This window comes from Chitinophaga pendula, assembly GCF_020386615.1.
In the GTDB taxonomy this organism is placed as follows: Bacteria; Bacteroidota; Bacteroidia; order Chitinophagales; family Chitinophagaceae; genus Chitinophaga; species Chitinophaga pendula.
In genome coordinates this window covers 4,561,560-4,580,019 of record NZ_CP077769.1, presented here as the reverse complement: position 1 = coordinate 4,580,019, position 18,460 = coordinate 4,561,560, and the positions used below count along the sequence as shown (strand labels likewise).

Below are 18,460 nucleotides of genomic sequence, written 5' to 3'. Positions count from 1 at the left end.
TCCGGCAGGCGTTTTTAATTAAAGCGTATATTTATTTATGTTTTACATAAAATAATCTCTGTTTTATTTAAAATAATATTGTAGCTTTGGGATGTCATTAAAACACCTGACCATGAATCGTTTTTTTATCAACCTGTTTAAGTTTGTGGTGAATGCCATGTGGTATGTATTGATACCATTGATGGTGATTGCATTTATTGGGATTGGCTGGAAGGTTATTTCCCAGGGGTATGTGGAATGGGATGTGCCGGTATATTTAAAGCATCCGGAGGGGTTGCCGGATGTGCAGGCGGTGAGCAGCAGTGTGCAGTTTGTGGCGGTAAACGGTGCGGAGGCGGTATTGAAGCTGCGGCGTAAGCTGACGCCATCGACGACGGTGATGGTGATATTTGGATTTGGGATGGGGATGTTGGTATTATTTGGCATTCTGTATCAGTTGCGAAAGATATTTAATTCGCTGAAAGCCGGGAATGCCTTTGATCTTGCGAATATCCGGCGATTACGTCTGATCAGTCTTTTTGTATTGATCTCGGTATTGGTGGGATGGATCGACGGGGTGGTAAACAGGCAATTGTTGTCTCATTATTTCAATGATATTAACGGCGCTTATGTTGTCAAGTTCCATTGGGGGATACCTGCGTTGGCTATTTGTGTGGCGGTGTTTATTGTGTCTGAGATCTTTAAGCAAGGATATCAATTAAAATCGGATAACGAATCTTTTGTGTAATGGGTATTATCATTAACCTGGATGTAGAGATGGCGAAGAATAAGATGTCGCTAACGGAGTTGTCAGAGCGGGTGGGGATCTCTATGACGAACCTGTCGTTATTAAAAACGGGCAAGGTGAAGGGGATCCGGTTTGATACCCTGGAAGCTATTTGCCGGGTATTGCATTGTAAGCCCGGGGATATCCTGGATATAAGTGTTGAAGGAGGCTAATTGCTATCGGGCGTGGGTAAGTTTTTCGGGACGCCTGCCGGTCATTCCGGCAGGCGTTTTTATTATTGCATTATATCTTATTGTATTTCAATGAATTGTGAATGGTGTGTATAAGCATCCTATAAGCGTTGTATAAGCATTGTATAAGCGTTCTATAGTCATTGTATAAGTGGGGTATATCCCGGGTATATCTATTGTATAGTGGTTGTATAAGTTAGTATATGGTTAGCTTATACAACAGCTATACGAATGTTATACGAATGCTACAGGAATACTATAGGAATGCTATATGAATGGCGGAGGTTAATATTTGTGTATACGTCTCATTTCGTCTTGCAGGGCTGTGATGTCAGCCTGTGAGGGTGGTTGGAGGCTGTAAAGTGTTTCGCAGAAGTTGGTAATGGTTTGATTGGATGTGGGGTTGGTGAGCATCATGAAGTGGTTACTGACATCCATGTCCATGAAGTGGAAGTTGGTGAAGTGTCGTGCCCATCCGAGGGAGTAGTCGGTATGGTCTGCCGGGAGGGCAGGATCGGCGAAGAAGGGCATGAGTTCGCCATAGAAGCGATTGCTTTTATTACGGAAGTAGTAGCAGGTGACTTGGTCGGGGTATTCGAGCGGGCGGCAGATGTACTGATGCATTTCGAAGGCGGTCCGTATCTCTATGCAGCGGTTGATCATGGCGGCGAGGTCGGCTGGTGGGACTTTGCTACGGATGCGGTCGTTGAATAGTGTGATGAGTTGGGAGAGAAAGGCCTCTTCGTCTTGTGCCCAGTCGAGTTCGTGATTTTTGATGAGTACTTGGAAGATGTCCTGTGCTTCGAGCATTACTTTTCCGGAGAGTATGAAGTTGCCGGTTTGGAAGATGATCCCTTTTCCATGGCTTTTATTTTCTGCCTGTATGGAGGCGTTGATATTGCTGAAGGCGACATCGTTGGAGACATAGAGGGGGTCGAGCATGACGATGGAGTTGACGGTTTCGCCCAGTTGTTGTAGTTGTCTGGTGACCTCGTAGGAGAGTTTACCACCGAGGGAATAGCCGCCGAGGTCGTAGGGGCCATGGGGTTGGACGGACCTGATGAGGTGTATGTAGTAGGCGGCCATGGCGGGGACGCTGTGGATGGGAGGGGCGTCGTTGATCCAGCCGCGGGCATGTATGCCATAGAATGGGCGTTGGATGTTGCGGGCGAGCATATGGTAGATCTCACCGGTGCCGAGGGCGGCGTGGAACCAGAATACGGGTTTGCCGCCGGCGGCTTTGTTGAGTTGTACGATCTCGGGGAAGAAGGTGTTATCTGCCGGCGAGGTTTGTTGGAGGATACGATTGCTGAGTTGCTGATAGAGGGCTTCGAAGTCATCTTTCAGGCGGAGGAGGGCGATGTGTGGATCCGGGGAGGTATTTTTCTGCGATGTTTGCCGGTTATTGTTGCCGGAGCCCGGGGCGAACAGGACCTCTGCCGGGCTGTCCGGGATATTGGTTGGGAGTTGTTTTTCTGCGTTGTTCAGTACGCGTTTGGCATCATCTACACTCATGTCTCCGTTTTTGAGTGCATTGAGGATTGTTTTCAATTCCATCGGTTAATTTTTTAGTCTTAGGAGTATATCAGTTGGCACATTGCATGGACGGCAATAAGGGGTTGCCGGGGCAACAATGAGGGTTAAAACGGCGATAAGTAGTTTATTATTTAGCAAGGGGCAGGGTAGACCATGCAGGAAAAACCTGCGGCATTAAAATTAAAGCAGGCAGGCGCTATAATACGGCACTTTTGGGGATGTGGATTAAAAAAGGAAAGGGGCGGCCTATGGCCAACCCCTTTTGATTTCCGCCAATATAAAAAGTTAATCCATTGCAGTGAGCTGATCGTTGAGTACGGTGACGGTATGTGTATTCATGTCGGCTTTGAGAGTAAAGTAGACCCAAGTGGCTTCTTTTCCATTTTCCTTTCCCCAGGCATAGGCTTTCACCTGGTAGGTATGGTGGGAGGTACCTGGGAGGATTTGCAGGCGGAGGGTGGTGTAGTCGGAGTTGAGCGCTTTGTCTTTTGCCTGGATGAAGGATTGTTTTCTGACGAGGGCGGCTACTTTTTCCTGTTCGGCGGCCCATTGTCTGGCTTGTTGTTCGTAGTTGGTTTCCCAATTGGGACCCCAGCGGCGGGCAAGTTGCTGGTATACCCATTTATTTTCTTTTTTAACGCTATCGATCAGTTCTTGGGTTACGACGCAGCCGGCGACGGCGATGGTTCGGAATCCGAATTTTCTGGCGACTGTTTCTCGGCTATTGTATTCATCGAATAGCGGGAGGCCGTAGGTGAGTATGGTTAGCAGGCTATCTGTAGGTGTGGGGGTATGGATGAACTTATTGTTACCATTTGTTCTTGTATTTATGCCTACTGTGAGGGCTATCATGATGACGATCAGACGTTTCATGTTAATGTTATTTTTCTTCATGATGTTTATTTTTCCAGGATTCCATAAATGAAATACATTATGTTTTAAAACGTATTGAAATATTTCATACCTTAATAATTATTAAACTATATTATTAAACCTAACCTATTGATTATGTTGAAAAAAAGAATTTTTGTTCTCATGTAATAATATGCCATTTGTTCCCGTTCTTTGCATAACCAACAATTAGAGAGGCAAAATTTTCACGAGGGACAACAACATTTAAGAAGGCAATTCCTCATTGATTGTTTCTATACCAGTAAATATTTTACACCATATCCGGCAGCCGCTACGTAACACCGACAGGTGTGGGCGAGCTGCTATTAAAAAAAATGAACCGAAAAGCCATGAAGCGATTCAGCTTAATCCATGTCCGGGCTTTGCACCTGTTGACCCTATGTCTGTTATGGTATGTGACGACTGGCTGCAAGAAGGAGTCATCGACGGTCCAGCCACCTAAAGAGCAGCAGCCTAATCCTGATCCGGATCAAGAACAGCCGGAGACGATTACGGGCAGAGAGGTTACGATTGTACCTGATGCTTATGGTACTTTGGTGATTGATAATTCCAATGGTAAATATCAGCCAGGGGATATTTTGAACCTGAAAGGTGATTTCAAGGGGATACTGATCAGTAATATGAGTGGTACTTCTTCGAAGCCTATTTATGTCCGCAATTTCGGTACTACGGTGACGAACATTGGAGATCCGCGGTGGAATGGCGGGTCTTGGGCGGCTGCGTTGACATTTTCGAACTGTCATTATGTAAAGATCGGCAGTACGAATTCGCGTACGCAGTTCGTGGTGAACGGATCGGAGCAAGGGAACCGGGGTGCTTATTTCAATGTGGTATTGAAGGATAAGACGGATAATTTCGAGATGCGTAATATGATTATCCGGAATGGGGGTACTGGTATATGGGCGAAGACGGATCCGGTGAGAAACGATGCCAGTACGTATTATCCTAATTCATGGATGTCGCAGTTGAGTATTCATAATCTGACGGTGAGTGGTACGCTGAATGAGGCGATGTATATAGGTCATACGGCTACATACTGGAACCTGACGAACAATACGCCTTACTTTGGCAGTCCGGCGGATATGCCCGGTGGTAGTCAGTTTGTGCAGCCGATCAAGTGGCGGGGTGTGAAGATCTATTCCAATGTGGTGATGAACAGTGGTGCGGACGGTATACAGACGGCGGCTATTGACCAGCTGGAGGTGTATAATAACAATGTGAGTAATTGGGGGACGCAGCGTAATCCTTCGCATTGCGGTGGTATATTGATTGGCGGGCGTACGACGAATTCGAATGTGCATGACAACTATGTGCATGACGGGTGGGGAGAGCTTTGCCAGTTTTTCGGATCTGGGGAGAATGGCGGTACACATATTATCCGCAACAACCTGTTTCGTGACAATACGGGGAGTGACGGAGTGAGTTTGCGGGGTACGGCGGATGCGCGGGTGCAGGTGATCAATAATACGATTGCCCGTACGGCGGGTGTGAATCTGCGTATCAATGGGTACCAGGGGATGACGAGTAAGGTGCTGGTGCAGTCGAATGCTTTCATTCAGCCGATGGTGGCGGGAGGCAATGTGAATGCGAAGGCGTATATCTATTCGGAGAATGGTGGTGATTATTCGGAAGGCACGGGGAATCAGTTTAATGCGAAGTTTGCGACGGTGTTAGCAGCGTTGGTGGATGCGAACAATTTCTACACGCCTAATTCGGGTTCTCCGATGCAGGGTGCAGGTTACCGGAAGTAGGTAATTAGTGTAATGTGAGGCGATCCAGCTGGCGTTGATAGTCGTATTGGAGGTCTTCGTGTTGTGCGGCGATGATAGCTTGTATCTTTTTGAGTTGCTGGCGGTACATATTGTATATAACGGTGCCGGCGGTGAGCGGGATACGTGCTTTTTTGATGAGGCTGCAGAAGTATAATAACAGTTCGGCTTCGGCTTGTTTGGAGCCGGTATATTTAATATGTTTAGCGGTGCTGCGGAGTATTTTCCGCAGCACTTTTTTTGTCAGGTAGCTATTTGTAGCCGGGAGCCCGTTAAAATCTGCCTCCATTTCTTCTTTTACATTCCTGATGTAGGCTTCGAGGTCATGTGCTTCGAAGAGGAGGTATCCCAGTAATTCTTTATTATCTTTTTTGAAACGAGCGAGTCGCAGACATATTTCCAGCAGTTGTGCCGGGGGAAGTGTGGTCAGTTCTTTTTTTAGCTCGTTGATAGTTGTTTTGGTCATCCTGTATGATTTGCCGGTATGTTGGCTCAGGCATAGAAATCTATGAGGGAACCGAAGTAGGCTTCGTTCCATCCTTCGACGATGTCCTGGTATTCTTCGTCGGGGATATTGGTATGCCGGAGTTCGGCGTCGGTGCCTTTTTTGTGATGATGCAAGTTGATTGTTACGATGGACGGTTCTTCCTGTTCGCCGAAGTACCATTCCTGTACGATCTGTTTGTCTTCGATGAAGGAGATATTGCGGCCTACGATGGCGCCATCCCATAGGGAGAATTCGGTATTGGGTGTGTCGCTCATTTCTGCCGGTTCGCCGGTCCAGAGTTGGATGGTAGGAGCATAGGTGAGTGCGCGATATACATCTTCGGGGGGAGCAGCCAGTATAAAATGCCTTTTATAATCTTTCATGTGAATGCATTCGAGGTATGAAGGTAACAGAGATTTCCCGATTTCGGGTAGGGTAAGTTTGGGAGAAGTGAGGGAGAAGTGAGGGAGAGGGCGGTGGATGAGGGTGGTGGAGGGGGAGTAGGAGCTGACTACATTGTGTCTACAAAAGCTTTTAAATTATAAGTATATAGTGCGTTATGAAATGTGAAATATGGTAATGTGTTAATTGTGTGTATAGGAATACTTAATTTTATCTCATGAATTACTTGCAAAGAAAGTTGCTTTTACTGATTCTTTTTTTAGGAGGTATGTCGGTTTCGGCGGTGTATGGTCAGGTGCAGGCGGATTCTTTGCGGCAGGTATTATCGCGAGCGGACCTGACGCAGGAGGAGCGGATCATGACGATGGGGAAGCTGGCTTATACGACTGGGGAGCGATTTCGACGGGAGGCGGTAGCGCTTGTGAAGCAGGCATTGCGGTTGAGTTATGGGTTGAAGGACGGTCAGTATTCGGCGTTCAGTCATGCTATGTTGGGCAGTTTATATATGCGGGTGGACAGTGTGTCGATGGCGCGGGAGGAGCTGGACAGTGCGCGGTGGTACCTGTCGCGTACGGAGAACCGGACGGTGAAGGGAGTTGTGTATTATATGGGAGGCAGTTTATTTGATAAGGAAGGGAAACCGCATGAGGCGCTCAAGTCCTTTTTCCAGGCATTGCGGTTGTTGGACGGTCAGCAGTCGCCCGGTTATGAGTCGGCGATTTATTACCAGATATCGAATATTTATGCGGACTGGCAGGAATGGAAGAGTCAGCAGCGGTATGCTTTATTGTGTATGCAGCTGGCGAAGGTGAGTGGTGATCCGGATCATATTTGTTCGTCTTATCAGTCGATGGCGAATTATTATGAGCGGATTTTCCGTCGGGATACGACACGTCATGAATTATTGGATTCGGCCCTGTATTTCAACCGGCAGGCGATCCGGTTGTACCAGGATGAAGGGGGGAGGATGGTGCATCACAGTATGATGGCGGTGTTGGCGTTGAATACGGCGGGGCTGTATGCGCGGTATTTTCATAGACCCTACAAGGATACGGTGATGAAGTACCTGGATATTGCTTTGGAGACGGGGCGCCGTACGTATCAGCAGCAGGTGGTGGCCAGTGTGTATGGTATGTTGAGTGATTATGCGATTGCGGACCATCGTTATGATGAGGCGGAGCGGTTGTTGATGATGGGATTTATGACATTGAAGGAGGATATCAGCAGTAGTCCGTTGGTGATGGCGCAGTTTATGCGCAGTCTTTCGGCGGTAGCGGAGATGAAGGGGGAGTTGCCGGCGTCGCTTCGTTATTTGAAGCAGTTTACGGAGTTTTACAAGGATGCTTTTGATGCGGAGAAGGTGGTGTCGGCAAAGCGGCTGGAGGCTCAGTTTGAGACGGAGCGGAAGGAGCGGGAGCTGGTGTTGCTGGAGCAGCGGGCATCATTTAACAAGAAATTGAATTTTTTTTATATTTCGCTGGCGGTGGCGAGTTTGCTGGCATTGTTGTTTCTGTTTTTGTCATATCATTTCCGGTTGAAGTCGACGATGCAGCAGCAGCGGTTGCTGGCGAAGGAGAAGGAGGATGCGGCATTGCAGGCGCGGTTGAAGACGGAGGAGAATAAGCGATTGGAATTGGAGAAGCAGGAGGTGACTTTACAAGCGAAGTTGAAGGAGGAGGAGGCGATGCGTTTGCAAGCGGAGCAGCAGTTGTTGCAGGAGAGGCAGGAGCGGTTGCAGAAGGATCTGCTGGCCGGTGCTTTGCAGGTGGAGCAGAAGAATGAGTTGCTGCAGTCGTTGCAGAAGAAGATTACGGAGGAGACCAGTCATGGATCGCCGGTATTACGGCAGTTGAATAATATCATCAACCAGGACCGGCGTTTGGATGAGGATTTTGACAATCTGAAATCTGACCTGAAGGATATTCACCCTGAATTTTTTGTGCGGTTGCAGGAGAAGGCGGTGGATAACCTGACCCGTTTGGATATGCGGCATTGTGCTTATATATTGATGGGATTGTCGGTGAAGGAGATTGCGCAGCGTATGAGTGTAGAGCCGAAGAGTATACGAATGGCGAGGTATCGTATCAAACAAAAGTTAGCCCTTCAAAAAGACGAGAGTCTGGATCAATTCATTTTATCATTGGGGGAAAGCAGGCGATTGTAAACGGCTTGTTAATGTATGTCGCGTTTGCTTGCAAGGGTTTTCATATGAAAAATTAACATAAAATCACACGAAGGTGTTGGTAGGGGAGGAGCATTGTTTGTTATTTTTAGATTAAATCAACGGGTACTACTACTGTAATTCCTGGGTACATTTTAACCACATCCTGCCATTGAACGACCGGAAAGGTTGGCGCGAAGCGCATTTATTTACAACAACAAACAACTCTATAACCGATGCAACGCCTGAAATTATTGCTGCGTGTGGCCAGCAAGTACGAAACCAAAGCGCTCAGTTACCTGGATGTATTTCAGTATCCTAAGAGTGCGCAGGAGCGGAAGGCTAAGGAAGATATTGCTGCCGCGATGTATCTCGCCATATTAGGTCTTATTTGTATCTTGTTGTTCTTCGTCGGAGGCAGTGACCATTTTTGGAGCTGGCTGGGGATGAAGTAGCACAGCGAAACAAATAATCGACATATGGAAGAACTGACATTAGGTATTGGTTCCAGGGTGCAGCATGCACGTTATGGGCCTGGTGTTATTATCGGTGTAAAATATGCTCAGTATACGGTGACCTTTATGAATGAGGGGATTTTGGATGTAGATAAGGATGATCCGCTTTTTGAGGTATTGTATGCAGAGAATAAGACGGTAGAGGTAGAGACGTTATCGGCGGTGGAGACCTCTTTGCTGAAGATATTACGGCTTTGGGGCGGTGTTACGGAGAAGGTGCCGATCGGTGAGCGCTGGGAGGGCGGTACTTTGGTGTTGCAGCCGAAGGATAGCGGTACGAAGGCGAAGGAGATACCATTGGATGTATTTTTTCATAAGATCGTTATGGTACGGGACCGGCTGCGGGTGTTGGAGCAGCAGGTCAACAGTCATAAGCAGCTGAGTGATGCGGACAAAGTGAATATGCAGCAGTATATAACGCGGATCTATGGATCGCTGACGACCTTCAATGTATTGTTTAAAGAGAAGGAGCATTGGTTTGTGGGAGAGAAGGGAGGTAAAGAAGATTAATTCATCATCACGGATAGAAAAAGGCCGGTTACGATCTTGTAGCCGGCCTTTCTATTTATAGGTTGTGCAATTAGATTTTAAAGCCAATACGGAGTATGGCTTTATCATCACCAGACAAAAAAGTTCAGACGGTGGTGGCAGATACGGATGCTCTTGTGGCAGGCTTTTGATATTTTTTATGGTGGTTCTTACCCCACCATACGAGGAATCCAGTGATGGGCAGGGAGGCACAGATCAGGCCGACGATAAAGGCGATGATCTTGCCAGCGATGCCGCCAACGGCACCTACGTGGATATCATAGTTGAGTTCTATCATCTGGACGCCGCCATTTTTCTCTTTCTCTGTCTGTTTGTGCAGCATTTTTCCGGTATACTGGTCGAAGTCGGCTTCATCATGGTCGTAATACACTTCTTTTCCTCGGAAGGCATGTACGTTGATTACACCTTCGGGTGTGGGAGCTGGTGATACGCCGTATCGTTGTGCGTCTGGCATCTGCAATTGTGCCGTTTTGAAGGCGATGTCGAGCGGGTTGGTAACGGGTGGAGTTGTGGGTTTGGCGGATTTCAGCTCCTGGAATACCGGCGGTGTGGTGGAACGGGCAGCTATGACATAGACGGTGGCCTCGAACCATTTGAATGCCCACACCATACCTGTCAGTGCGAGTACGAGGGCGATGAGCAGGCTATAGAAACCTAATACGTTGTGGAGGTCATAGTTCAGCCGTTTGAAGCTGGCGCCCCATTTGATCCGGAAGTTCTGTTTACGAGCAGCTTTGTTCCACTTTTTGGGCCACCAGAGGACCAGCCCGGTAATGAGGAGGATGATGAAGATGAAGGTACTCCAGCCGATGATGGGTTGGCCATACTTATCGTTAAGCAGGAGGCTCCAGTGTATACCTTTGACGATATTGAAGAAGTTGTATTTGTAGTCGATGCGGCCGGTGACGGCGCCGTTGTACGGGTTGATAAAAACGGACTCGTAGTGCTGGAGCGTGCCGAAATACGTAGTGGCGGTGTCGTTACCGGCGTAGGACATAAATTCCCAGGCGCGGTTTGGTTGTATGTAGGCGGTGATGTAGTTGGCTGGTTTGGCGGTGCCCAGTGCTTTTTGTGCATTATCCAGGAGGGTGCTTAGCGGCAACGGGGCGGTGTGAGTAGGTGTCACGAAGTATGTCTGATGATGGATGGATTCCATGATCTCTTTCTGGAATACGAATAGGCAGCCGGTAACGGCGATAATAAATACGACGATGCCGGAAATGAGGCCCATCCAGAGGTGGAGCCAGGCCAGGCATTTGCTGAGGATAGATCCTTTCTTTTTCTTCTTAGCAGGTAGTGCTGTCATTCGATGGGTGAGACTATTCTTTTTCTTTCAAAGTTACATTCTTACTGTCAGACTTGCGATCAGGCGGCGGGAAGATTGCGCGCTGAGGCCTGACCAGCCGATCCAGTATTGCTGGTTGGTGAGGTTGTCGACTTTGACACCCAGTTTGTAAGCCGCTTTATTATAGAATACGGAAGCCTGCATAACGGTGTAACCGGGCAGGGTGAATACGCCATTCTGGGTATCGTTGATGATCTTGTTTTCGCTGGCGTAGTTGCCACCGACACCCAGTCCCAGTCCTTTCAATTTTCCTTTTGCCTGTTGGTAGCTTAGCCACAGGTTAGCCTGGTTGGCAGGACCTGCGCTGGTGGGGCGACGATTAAGTACGGAGGCATCGCTTTGGGTCATTTTGCTTTCGTTGTAGGCATATCCTGCTACTATGTTAAGGCCGGCAACCGGTTCGCTGATGATCTCTGCTTCGAATCCTTTGCTACGTTGGGTACCATCCTGTATCTGGTATTTGGGATCTACGGGATCCATTCTCAATACATTTTTCAGGGAGATATCGTAGTAGCTGAAGGTGCCGGAGAGGCTGCCATGCAGCAGGTCGATCTTTACGCCGGTTTCCCACTGGTTGGCCTGCTGTGGTTTAAATGTCTTACCCAGTCTATCACGGCCGTTGGCATTCTGGAAGCCATTTTGATAATTGGCGAACAGGGAGACCTTATCTTTTACTGGTTGGAATACCAGGCCGAATTTGGGTGACAAGACGGTTTGTGTATATGCACTCAGGGTGGTGTCGGCGGCGAGGTAGTAGGTGCCTTTATTGTCGAAGTGATCGATCCTCAGGCCGAGGTTGGCGATGAGGCGGTCGGTAATGTTTACGACGTCGCTGATGTAGGCGCTATAGGTGTATTGGGCACTTCTTCTTTCGTCGAGGGCGGTTTTTTTCATGCGGTTATCCACATTGGCCTTATTGAATTGCGCGTATTTAGCGGGATCAGGTTGGGTGAGGCTGATGGTATCGAAGTAGTCGCTTTGTCTGTTGCGGCTATTGATCATGGTCTGGAGGGAGATGAAGGATCTGCTGCTGAATACATCTATTCCTATCAGCGCCCGGTTGCGTATGGTACCTATGTGAAAGTCGCCCGTGAAGTTTTGTTGTATATGGAAGGAGCTGGTGCGGGAGTTGTCGTTGTATATGAGGCGGCCCAGGGAATCGTGGGGGAGAGCCATAAAATACAGCTGTGGACCCTCGTTTTTATTGTTGGTGGTAGCGAAGTTGGTCTGGGATTTCCACTTTTCCGACAGTTTGTAGGTGACCTGTGCGAAGAAGTTGCCTGTGTTGATTTGTTGGGTAAGATCGCTGCTGATATAGGATCTGTTGTAGTCCATTTTAAGTTCGTCGGCGCGGGACTTCCCCAGTCTTGTGATGGAGGCGTTGAAGAAAACGATTTGCGGGGTGGTGCTTTTGGTGAGGAATATTTCGGCGTCGAGCAGTATAGATAATCTATCTGACGGTTGGAACAGGAGGCTGGGTGCCAGCAGGAGGGAACGGGCGCGGCCATTGGCCTGGAAGCGGTTTTCCCGGTTATATGCGACGTTGGTGCGGAACAGCCATTTATTTTGTTGGTCCAGCGGTGTATTAACGTCGGCGGTGATACGATGGAAGTTAAAGCTACCGGCGCTGTAGGCTACTTCAGCAGTTCTTTTTTCATTCGGTTTTTTGGTTACGCGGTTGATGAGGCCACCGAAGGAGGTGAGGGCGCTTCCGAAGAGGGTGCCGGAGGGGCCTTTGATGGCTTCTATCCGTTCGAGGTTAGCGGCATCGACGGTGTTATTGACGAAGCCGGTTACGCCATTTCTCAATTGTCCCTGGAGGTAGAATCCCCGAGAGGAGAAATAGGCGCCTCCGTCGGTGTTTCTGCCGGTGGCGGGTAGCAGTTGATAGACACCCGGCATGTTGCGGGTCGCATCTTCGAGGGTGAAGCTCATTTGATCTTGTAACAATTCTTTACTTACGACGGTGTATACCTGTGCGTTTTCGAGGTTACGGAGGGAGATGCGGGCGACATGTTCGCTGTATTTGCGGGAGAATTTGTTGCCCATGCTCTGGATGATGACTTCGCGTAGTTGTTTGGCGGATTCGGCGAGGATGATGGGATGGAGGGCGAGGGTCTGACCTGGGGTGAGGGAGACGGTCCTTTCCTGTGTTTTGATGCCTACGCCGGTAACTTTGACGGTATAGTTGCCAGGTTTGATATTATTAATGATATAGGTGCCTTCGTCGGAGGTAACGGCTCCTAGGCGGGTACCTTCTATGCCGACGGTGATGAATGCGGCAGGTTTGCCTTCTGACGTGATGATAGTGCCTTTTACGACCGCGTGTTGAGCTCTGATGACCAATGCGGTACATACTAGTAACAACAGTAGTACTGTTTGTTTCATTTGTGATTTCGATAGATGGTTTAAATAGCGCCTGGCAATGATGATGGCAATTTGTCCCTTGTACCCTGCATTGCATTTAATGCGTCTGCAAGTTGCCAGAAAAATGGCGTTGCAAGATATCGCATCAGGAAATTTTTTGCATAATACGGAAACTTACGGCTGTCTGACAATATGTTTTTGTAAAATAAGACCATCTGGTCTATTTTTGTGATTATGATACCAGATGTTTTTGACAAAGCGATATAAGTAACGAAAAAGAAATGCAATAAACAACGCAGTGAATGAAAAAAGGAGCACGAACTAAACAATTTATTGTTTCGCAGGCGGCACCCTTATTTAATATGAGGGGGGCGGCCGGGACGTCTGTACAAGATATTATGGAGGCGACGCAATTGGCGAAGGGGGGATTGTATGGGAATTTTGATACGAAGGAGGAGATCCTGCTTGCTTCTTTTGAGCATATGATGGGGGTGATCGGGGAGCGATTGCGGGAGGTGTTGGGATCTGCTGGCGGTGGGGCCGGTGCGCAGTTGTATGCGTTGGTGGAGTTTTACCGGGCATATGCTTTAGACCCGGTGATTGCGGGGGGCTGTCCTATATTAAATTTCGGGGTAGAGGCAGATGATATGATACCCGCTTTACGGGAGCGTTTGGCGCAGCAGGTGTTGTATTATCAGGGGAGGATACAGGAAATGGCAGATGAGGGGGTACGTACGGGGGAGTTCAGGAAGGGGTGGGATACGCGACGGTTTGCGGTCCGGATGTTTGCCCTCATAGAAGGAGGGATATTGGTGGCCCGTATATGCCAGGACAAGGCGCAGATGGATGTGTTGATGGATATGTTGAAGGAGGAGATAGCTGCGCAAATCATTAAATAATCTTAATAACATACAGATGCAAAAGGATGTATTGCCATTCTCGTTAAGGATGTCCTCTTTTTTCTTATCCCGTTTGGGGTATTCTTTTCCCGGGTTGACGGCGCGGGTGTTTTTACGGCTTTACAGTACGCCGCCCGGGCGTAAGTTACGGGCGTCGCAATTGGCGTTTGGCGCGCAGGCACGGCAGGAGCGGTGGTTAGTGCGTGAGTATGCTTTCAGTGAGCGTAAGGTAGGTATACAAGGGTATAGGTGGGGAGTGTCTGACCGTAAGGTGTTGTTACTGCACGGTTGGGGAGGCAGTCCACTTGATTTCCGGCAAATGGTAGGTGCGTTGGTCGAGGGAGGTTATGAGGTGATCAGTTATGACGGGCCTGCTCACGGAGCATCTGGCGGGAAGCGTAGTAACCTGGTGCAGTGGATGTATGTATTACAGCAGGTGTTGGAGCAGGTGGGCCCGGTGGATGCGATCGTGGGGCATTCTTTGGGCGGGTTAAATGCGGCATTGACATTGGCAAGGACGGATATGAAGGTATCGCGGTTGGTGATGATGGGTTCTTCTGTGAGTGCGCCTGCTTTTTTCAATGATGCTTTCCAGCAATATGGTATTCCTCAGCCGGTGATGCCTAAGGTGCAAGCGTTGGTACGCCGGCGGTTGCGGGATGATCTGGCGCGGTTGGATCTTTTTCAGTACCTGGAAGGTATCCATGCGGATAAGATCCTGGTGGTATCTGATGAGAATGACCTGTTGGTGAAGCAGCAGGAGGTGGAGGCGTTTTTGTCGGTGTATCCTGGTATACAGGCTTTTCATATTAAGGGGGAGGGGCATTTCCGGATCATGCGGAATGAGGCGGTGATCCGGGAGGTATTGGCATTTTTGGGTAGCTGAGAGGATAACTCCGATAATTTGCAGGTATTTGGACGTTAAAAAAAAGTGTTTTTGCCCGTTGATACTTACAGATTGTTAAAGTTTTTTTAATTTTTTTTGCTAAAAGAATCTACCTATTTAGCAGGGAAGTTGTCATGTTGTTTTGTGCGGAAGTAGATAAGTTGAAACGAATTGTATTTCAATACATATGAAATTATTATAGCAAATCTTATTTGCATTTGGAGTTATATCCGAATTATATTGAAAAAAATCAACTAAAAATATAGTTTTTCTGATGGATTTCTAATAGAAGCGTTGTTTTTTCGAAAACCTCCTTATCTTGTAGGCCTGTTCAACCAGGATGTTAGAACGCTAAAATTCCAGGGGTAACCAAATACGATAATACTGTCATTCATCCATTAACGACCGCCATTAGCATTAACGAAGTCCGATTCCCAGGACATTAGATATGTAGGGACAATGTAATTTTTCTATGAGCTTATATATAGTGATTATTTAACTAACCAAACAACAAGATCCAGATTTTGCTTTACGGCAGATAAAGAAGCCAACTAACAACCAAGATTTACAAACAACTGAAATTTAAACCGCGGAAAAATCATGAACAAACATCTTCTCAAGGTGTTACTCATCCTCGTGTTGATGGGCCAGCCGTTATTTGCCCAGAACAGAGAGGTGAGTGGCACAGTTACTGAAAAGTCAGGAGGCGCCCCTATGCCCGGCGTGATTGTAAGAGTAAAAGGAGCTAAGTCAGGTACGAGTACTAATGCAGAAGGGAAGTACCATCTTCAGGTGCCAGGACAGCATGCCGTTTTAATTTTTTCTTTCGTTGGTTATACGCAGGTTGAGCATGTGGTGAGTGGTGATGTATTAGATGTGAGCCTGGTGGCTGACAACAAGCAGTTGTCCGAGATTGTGGTAACGGCGCAGGGTTTGAAGCGTTCTGCCCGTGAGCTGGGATATTCTGTAGCGAAGATTGACAATGCGAGTTTGACACAGGGTAAGGTGGTGAACCTGGCGACGGGTCTTGCCAGTAAGGTGTCTGGTTTGCAGGTGAATTTGCCTAACAACGGCGTGAATCCGGAGCCACGCATAGTGTTGCGTGGTAACCGTTCGTTGACTGGTAATAACCAGGCATTGATCGTAGTGGACGGGGTGCCGGTTCCTTCTGCGGTGTTGAGCAATCTGAATCCTAATGATATTGAGAATGTGAACGTGCTGAAAGGTGCGAATGCGGCGAACCTGTATGGTTCTGAAGGTGTGAATGGGGTGTTGATGATCACTACTAAAAAAGGTAAGACTGGTAGGCCGGTGGTTCGTTATTCGAATACTACTCAGTTTGAGACGGTGTCTATGTTGCCCGATATGCAATACAAGTTTGGTGGCGGTAGCGACGGGGTACATGATCCGATCGAGAATACTTCCTGGGGAGCTCCGTTTGACGGTACGTTGAAGCAGGTAGGACCTACGCTTGCGGACGGTTCCAAATGGATGTTGCCGTATGTAGGTTTGAAAGATGAGAAACGTAAATTCTGGGACAGGGGTCTTACGGTGCAGAATGACGTAGCGGTGTCTGCGGGTTCTGACAACAGTGAGTTTTATCTGTCATTCCAGGACGCCAATATCAAGGGGGTGATACCAAAGGACAAGAACCGCCGTACTGGTGCGCGACTGAATGCGAGCAGGAAGATGGGGATCTTTACCGCCGGTTTCAATGCTGGTTATACTGTTACCAAGACTAATACTACTACCGCTAATATTTACGATAACCTGTTGAACATTCCGCAGAACGTTCCTATTACGCAGTTGAGCGACTGGCGTAATAACAAGTGGGCGGCTACTGACGGTTATTTCAACGGTTACTACCGTAACCCATGGTGGCTGATCGACAACCAGCGAGCTGACCGTATGACTAACCTGTTCAACGGTAACCTTGATCTGGGTTTGCAGCCGCTTTCCTGGTTGAACTTCGTGTATCGTGTGGGTTTATATAATGAGGCTTATACACAAAAATCTTTCCGTGCGAAAGTGAACCCTACTACGGCTTATCAGCGTCCTACTGCGGATAACGGTTATGTGAAGGATGAGGCTTATACGCGTCGTCGTATCAACTCGGACATCCTTGTGACGGCGGATCACAAGTTTGGTGATTTCAGTACCAAGCTGACATTGGGTAATACTATCCGTGACAACTACGATAACTATTCTTCTATTGAAGCTAACGGTCTGGTGGCGCCGGATGTTTACAACGTTAACAACCGTACGGGCGAGGCTACTGTAGATCAGTACTATCGTGATACCCGTTTGACGGCTTTGTTCGGCGATTTGTCTGTAGGTTTCCGTAATTACCTGTTCCTCGGTGTGACTGCCCGTAATGAGTGGGTGTCTATCCTGAGCAGCAAGAACCGTTCTTATTTCTATCCCGGTGCATCGTTGTCTTTTGTGTTCACAGACGCTATCCAGGCGTTGCAGGGGAACCGTACGCTGTCTTTCGGTAAGGTAACCTTATCTGCCAATAAGACTGGTAACGTGAACCTGGATCCTTATCAGCTGATCACTCCATTCATCAACGGTACAGGTTTCCCATTTGGTACCTTACCAGGTCAGACGTTGGATAACCGTTTCCGTTCGCAGGAGCTGAAGCCTGAGTTTGTAAACTCTGTGGAGGCTACTTTGCAGTTAGGTTTCTTCCAGGATCGTTTGAGTACGGAGATCAGTGTGTATAAGACCACTTCGAAGGGACAGATCATACCTATTCAGACATCTTTTGCTACTGGTTACAGCAGTGTGCTGGTGAACAGTGGTGAGGTGAGTATCAAGGGTATTGAGTTTGATGTAAAGGGTACTCCTGTTAAGAACAAGAATGTGACCTGGACGGTGGGAGTGAATGGTACTTATCTGCAGAACAAGGTGATCAGCATCTATGGTGGTGAGAATGGTACTAGTGAAGTGCCTATCGGCGGTTATGCCAACAGTGCTTATATCTATGCGGTGATTGGTCAGCAGTATCCTACGTTGAAAGTGAAAGCTTACCAACGTGATCCTCAGGGCCGTATTGTTGTAGACGGTGCTACTGGTTATCCTAAGGTAGCGAATGCGCTGAAGCCAGTGGGGCAGACCAATCCTAACTTCATGATGGGTTTCAATACTTCTGTTAAGTACAAAGGTTTTACGCTTGGTATACAGTTGGATTATCGTACCGGCAATGTGTTTTACAACCAGTTAGGGAGAGGTATGGACTTCAATGGTTTGGGTTCGCGTAATGCGGAGTACAACAGGGAGCCATTTGTGATACCTAATTCTGTGATCGAGGTTTCTCCCGGTAAGTTTGAGCCAAACACAAATATTAAGACTACATCCGGTGGATTTGATTACTGGTATTCCCAGTATTCACAGATCAATGAGAACTATGTAGCTGACGCTACTTTCCTGAAATTGCGTGAGGCCTCTCTGACTTATGATCTGCCGGCCACTTTGCTGCGTCGTCAGAATATTGTGAAGGCGGCTTCCGTTACTATATCCGGACGTAATCTCCTGATGTGGTTGCCTAAAGAGAATATCTGGACGGATCCTGAGTTCAACTTCACCAGTGGTAATGCGATCGGTGTGGTGGATGACAAGATTGCTCCTCCTACCCGTATCTATGGTGCGAGTGTAAATATTACTTTCTAGCAG

Annotated in this window: 15 protein-coding genes; 9 read left to right on the top strand and 6 right to left on the bottom strand. The window is 47.8% G+C overall.

The annotated features are described in order from the left end of the window. Window positions 1–112 precede the first annotated feature (112 nt). Together KTO58_RS16340 and KTO58_RS16335 are read left to right on the top strand one after the other, a co-directional pair. Window positions 113–727 (top strand): DUF2975 domain-containing protein, encoded by a 615-nt coding sequence (locus tag KTO58_RS16340; RefSeq protein WP_157752901.1) that lies wholly within the window; start codon window positions 113–115, stop codon window positions 725–727. After that, window positions 727–939, top strand: coding sequence for a helix-turn-helix domain-containing protein (locus KTO58_RS16335; protein WP_095838341.1), 213 nt, complete (start codon window positions 727–729; stop codon window positions 937–939). The genes KTO58_RS16340 and KTO58_RS16335 overlap by 1 nt, the downstream gene beginning before the upstream one ends. 303 nt (window positions 940–1,242) lie before the next feature. Here the strand turns inward: KTO58_RS16335 and KTO58_RS16330 are convergent, their stop codons facing one another. Both KTO58_RS16330 and KTO58_RS16325 read right to left on the bottom strand, forming a co-directional pair. Beyond that, entirely contained in the window at window positions 1,243–2,514 is a 1,272-nt protein-coding gene (locus tag KTO58_RS16330; protein WP_095838342.1) for a thioesterase domain-containing protein, read from the bottom strand. A 264-nt stretch (window positions 2,515–2,778) separates the two neighbouring features. Further along, window positions 2,779–3,387 (bottom strand): FEKKY domain-containing protein, encoded by a 609-nt coding sequence (locus tag KTO58_RS16325; protein ID WP_095838343.1) that lies wholly within the window; start codon window positions 3,385–3,387, stop codon window positions 2,779–2,781. Between the two features lie 347 nt (window positions 3,388–3,734). Between KTO58_RS16325 and KTO58_RS16320 the strand changes: the two genes are divergently transcribed. Then, a complete protein-coding gene (locus KTO58_RS16320) occupies window positions 3,735–5,156 on the top strand; it encodes a right-handed parallel beta-helix repeat-containing protein (protein ID WP_157752902.1) in 1,422 nt (473 codons plus the stop codon). A gap of 4 nt (window positions 5,157–5,160) precedes the next feature. Here the strand turns inward: KTO58_RS16320 and KTO58_RS16315 are convergent, their stop codons facing one another. Together KTO58_RS16315 and KTO58_RS16310 are read right to left on the bottom strand one after the other, a co-directional pair. Further along, the gene (locus tag KTO58_RS16315) at window positions 5,161–5,640 is read right to left on the bottom strand and encodes a hypothetical protein (RefSeq protein WP_095838345.1); all 480 of its coding nucleotides are present in this window, start codon (window positions 5,638–5,640) and stop codon (window positions 5,161–5,163) included. Between the two features lie 26 nt (window positions 5,641–5,666). Further along, window positions 5,667–6,044, bottom strand: coding sequence for an SRPBCC domain-containing protein (locus KTO58_RS16310; RefSeq protein WP_095838346.1), 378 nt, complete (start codon window positions 6,042–6,044; stop codon window positions 5,667–5,669). Between the two features lie 236 nt (window positions 6,045–6,280). On the opposite strand from KTO58_RS16310, the gene KTO58_RS16305 reads away from it, so the two are divergent. From KTO58_RS16305 to KTO58_RS16295, 3 genes are all read left to right on the top strand, one after another. Beyond that, a complete protein-coding gene (locus tag KTO58_RS16305) occupies window positions 6,281–8,227 on the top strand; it encodes a helix-turn-helix transcriptional regulator (protein ID WP_157752903.1) in 1,947 nt (648 codons plus the stop codon). 233 nt (window positions 8,228–8,460) lie between these two features. After that, window positions 8,461–8,679 carry a hypothetical protein gene (locus tag KTO58_RS16300; RefSeq protein ID WP_095838348.1) on the top strand — a complete coding sequence of 73 codons (219 nt, stop codon included), beginning with the start codon at window positions 8,461–8,463 and terminating at the stop codon, window positions 8,677–8,679. Between the two features lie 24 nt (window positions 8,680–8,703). Continuing rightward, a complete protein-coding gene (locus KTO58_RS16295) occupies window positions 8,704–9,249 on the top strand; it encodes a DUF8685 domain-containing protein (RefSeq protein ID WP_095838349.1) in 546 nt (181 codons plus the stop codon). 124 nt (window positions 9,250–9,373) lie between these two features. Here the strand turns inward: KTO58_RS16295 and KTO58_RS16290 are convergent, their stop codons facing one another. Together KTO58_RS16290 and KTO58_RS16285 are read right to left on the bottom strand one after the other, a co-directional pair. Continuing rightward, window positions 9,374–10,594, bottom strand: coding sequence for a PepSY-associated TM helix domain-containing protein (locus tag KTO58_RS16290; protein WP_095838350.1), 1,221 nt, complete (start codon window positions 10,592–10,594; stop codon window positions 9,374–9,376). Window positions 10,595–10,627: 33 nt separating this feature from the next. Next, entirely contained in the window at window positions 10,628–13,021 is a 2,394-nt protein-coding gene (locus KTO58_RS16285; protein ID WP_095838351.1) for a TonB-dependent receptor, read from the bottom strand. Window positions 13,022–13,302: 281 nt separating this feature from the next. Between KTO58_RS16285 and KTO58_RS16280 the strand changes: the two genes are divergently transcribed. From KTO58_RS16280 to KTO58_RS16270, 3 genes are all read left to right on the top strand, one after another. Then, window positions 13,303–13,899, top strand: a complete 597-nt coding sequence (locus tag KTO58_RS16280) for a TetR/AcrR family transcriptional regulator (protein ID WP_095838353.1) — start codon at window positions 13,303–13,305, stop codon at window positions 13,897–13,899. A gap of 16 nt (window positions 13,900–13,915) precedes the next feature. Beyond that, window positions 13,916–14,785, top strand: a complete 870-nt coding sequence (locus KTO58_RS16275; protein ID WP_095838354.1) for an alpha/beta fold hydrolase — start codon at window positions 13,916–13,918, stop codon at window positions 14,783–14,785. Between the two features lie 600 nt (window positions 14,786–15,385). Continuing rightward, complete coding sequence (locus tag KTO58_RS16270; protein WP_095838355.1) at window positions 15,386–18,457, top strand: SusC/RagA family TonB-linked outer membrane protein; 3,072 nt, start codon at window positions 15,386–15,388, stop codon at window positions 18,455–18,457. The last annotated feature ends 3 nt before the right edge of the window (window positions 18,458–18,460 follow it).

Bases quoted from the DNA above. Each gene is read 5' to 3' on its own strand.
- KTO58_RS16340 (WP_157752901.1), top strand. From the start codon at position 113: ATGAATCGTTTTTTTATCAACCTGTTTAAGTTTGTGGTGAATGCCATG.
- KTO58_RS16335 (WP_095838341.1), top strand. From the start codon at position 727: ATGGGTATTATCATTAACCTGGATGTAGAGATGGCGAAGAATAAGATG.
- KTO58_RS16330 (WP_095838342.1), bottom strand. From the start codon at position 2,514: ATGGAATTGAAAACAATCCTCAATGCACTCAAAAACGGAGACATGAGT.
- KTO58_RS16325 (WP_095838343.1), bottom strand. From the start codon at position 3,387: ATGAAGAAAAATAACATTAACATGAAACGTCTGATCGTCATCATGATA.
- KTO58_RS16320 (WP_157752902.1), top strand. From the start codon at position 3,735: ATGAAGCGATTCAGCTTAATCCATGTCCGGGCTTTGCACCTGTTGACC.
- KTO58_RS16315 (WP_095838345.1), bottom strand. From the start codon at position 5,640: ATGACCAAAACAACTATCAACGAGCTAAAAAAAGAACTGACCACACTT.
- KTO58_RS16310 (WP_095838346.1), bottom strand. From the start codon at position 6,044: ATGAAAGATTATAAAAGGCATTTTATACTGGCTGCTCCCCCCGAAGAT.
- KTO58_RS16305 (WP_157752903.1), top strand. From the start codon at position 6,281: ATGAATTACTTGCAAAGAAAGTTGCTTTTACTGATTCTTTTTTTAGGA.
- KTO58_RS16300 (WP_095838348.1), top strand. From the start codon at position 8,461: ATGCAACGCCTGAAATTATTGCTGCGTGTGGCCAGCAAGTACGAAACC.
- KTO58_RS16295 (WP_095838349.1), top strand. From the start codon at position 8,704: ATGGAAGAACTGACATTAGGTATTGGTTCCAGGGTGCAGCATGCACGT.
- KTO58_RS16290 (WP_095838350.1), bottom strand. From the start codon at position 10,594: ATGACAGCACTACCTGCTAAGAAGAAAAAGAAAGGATCTATCCTCAGC.
- KTO58_RS16285 (WP_095838351.1), bottom strand. From the start codon at position 13,021: ATGAAACAAACAGTACTACTGTTGTTACTAGTATGTACCGCATTGGTC.
- KTO58_RS16280 (WP_095838353.1), top strand. From the start codon at position 13,303: ATGAAAAAAGGAGCACGAACTAAACAATTTATTGTTTCGCAGGCGGCA.
- KTO58_RS16275 (WP_095838354.1), top strand. From the start codon at position 13,916: ATGCAAAAGGATGTATTGCCATTCTCGTTAAGGATGTCCTCTTTTTTC.
- KTO58_RS16270 (WP_095838355.1), top strand. From the start codon at position 15,386: ATGAACAAACATCTTCTCAAGGTGTTACTCATCCTCGTGTTGATGGGC.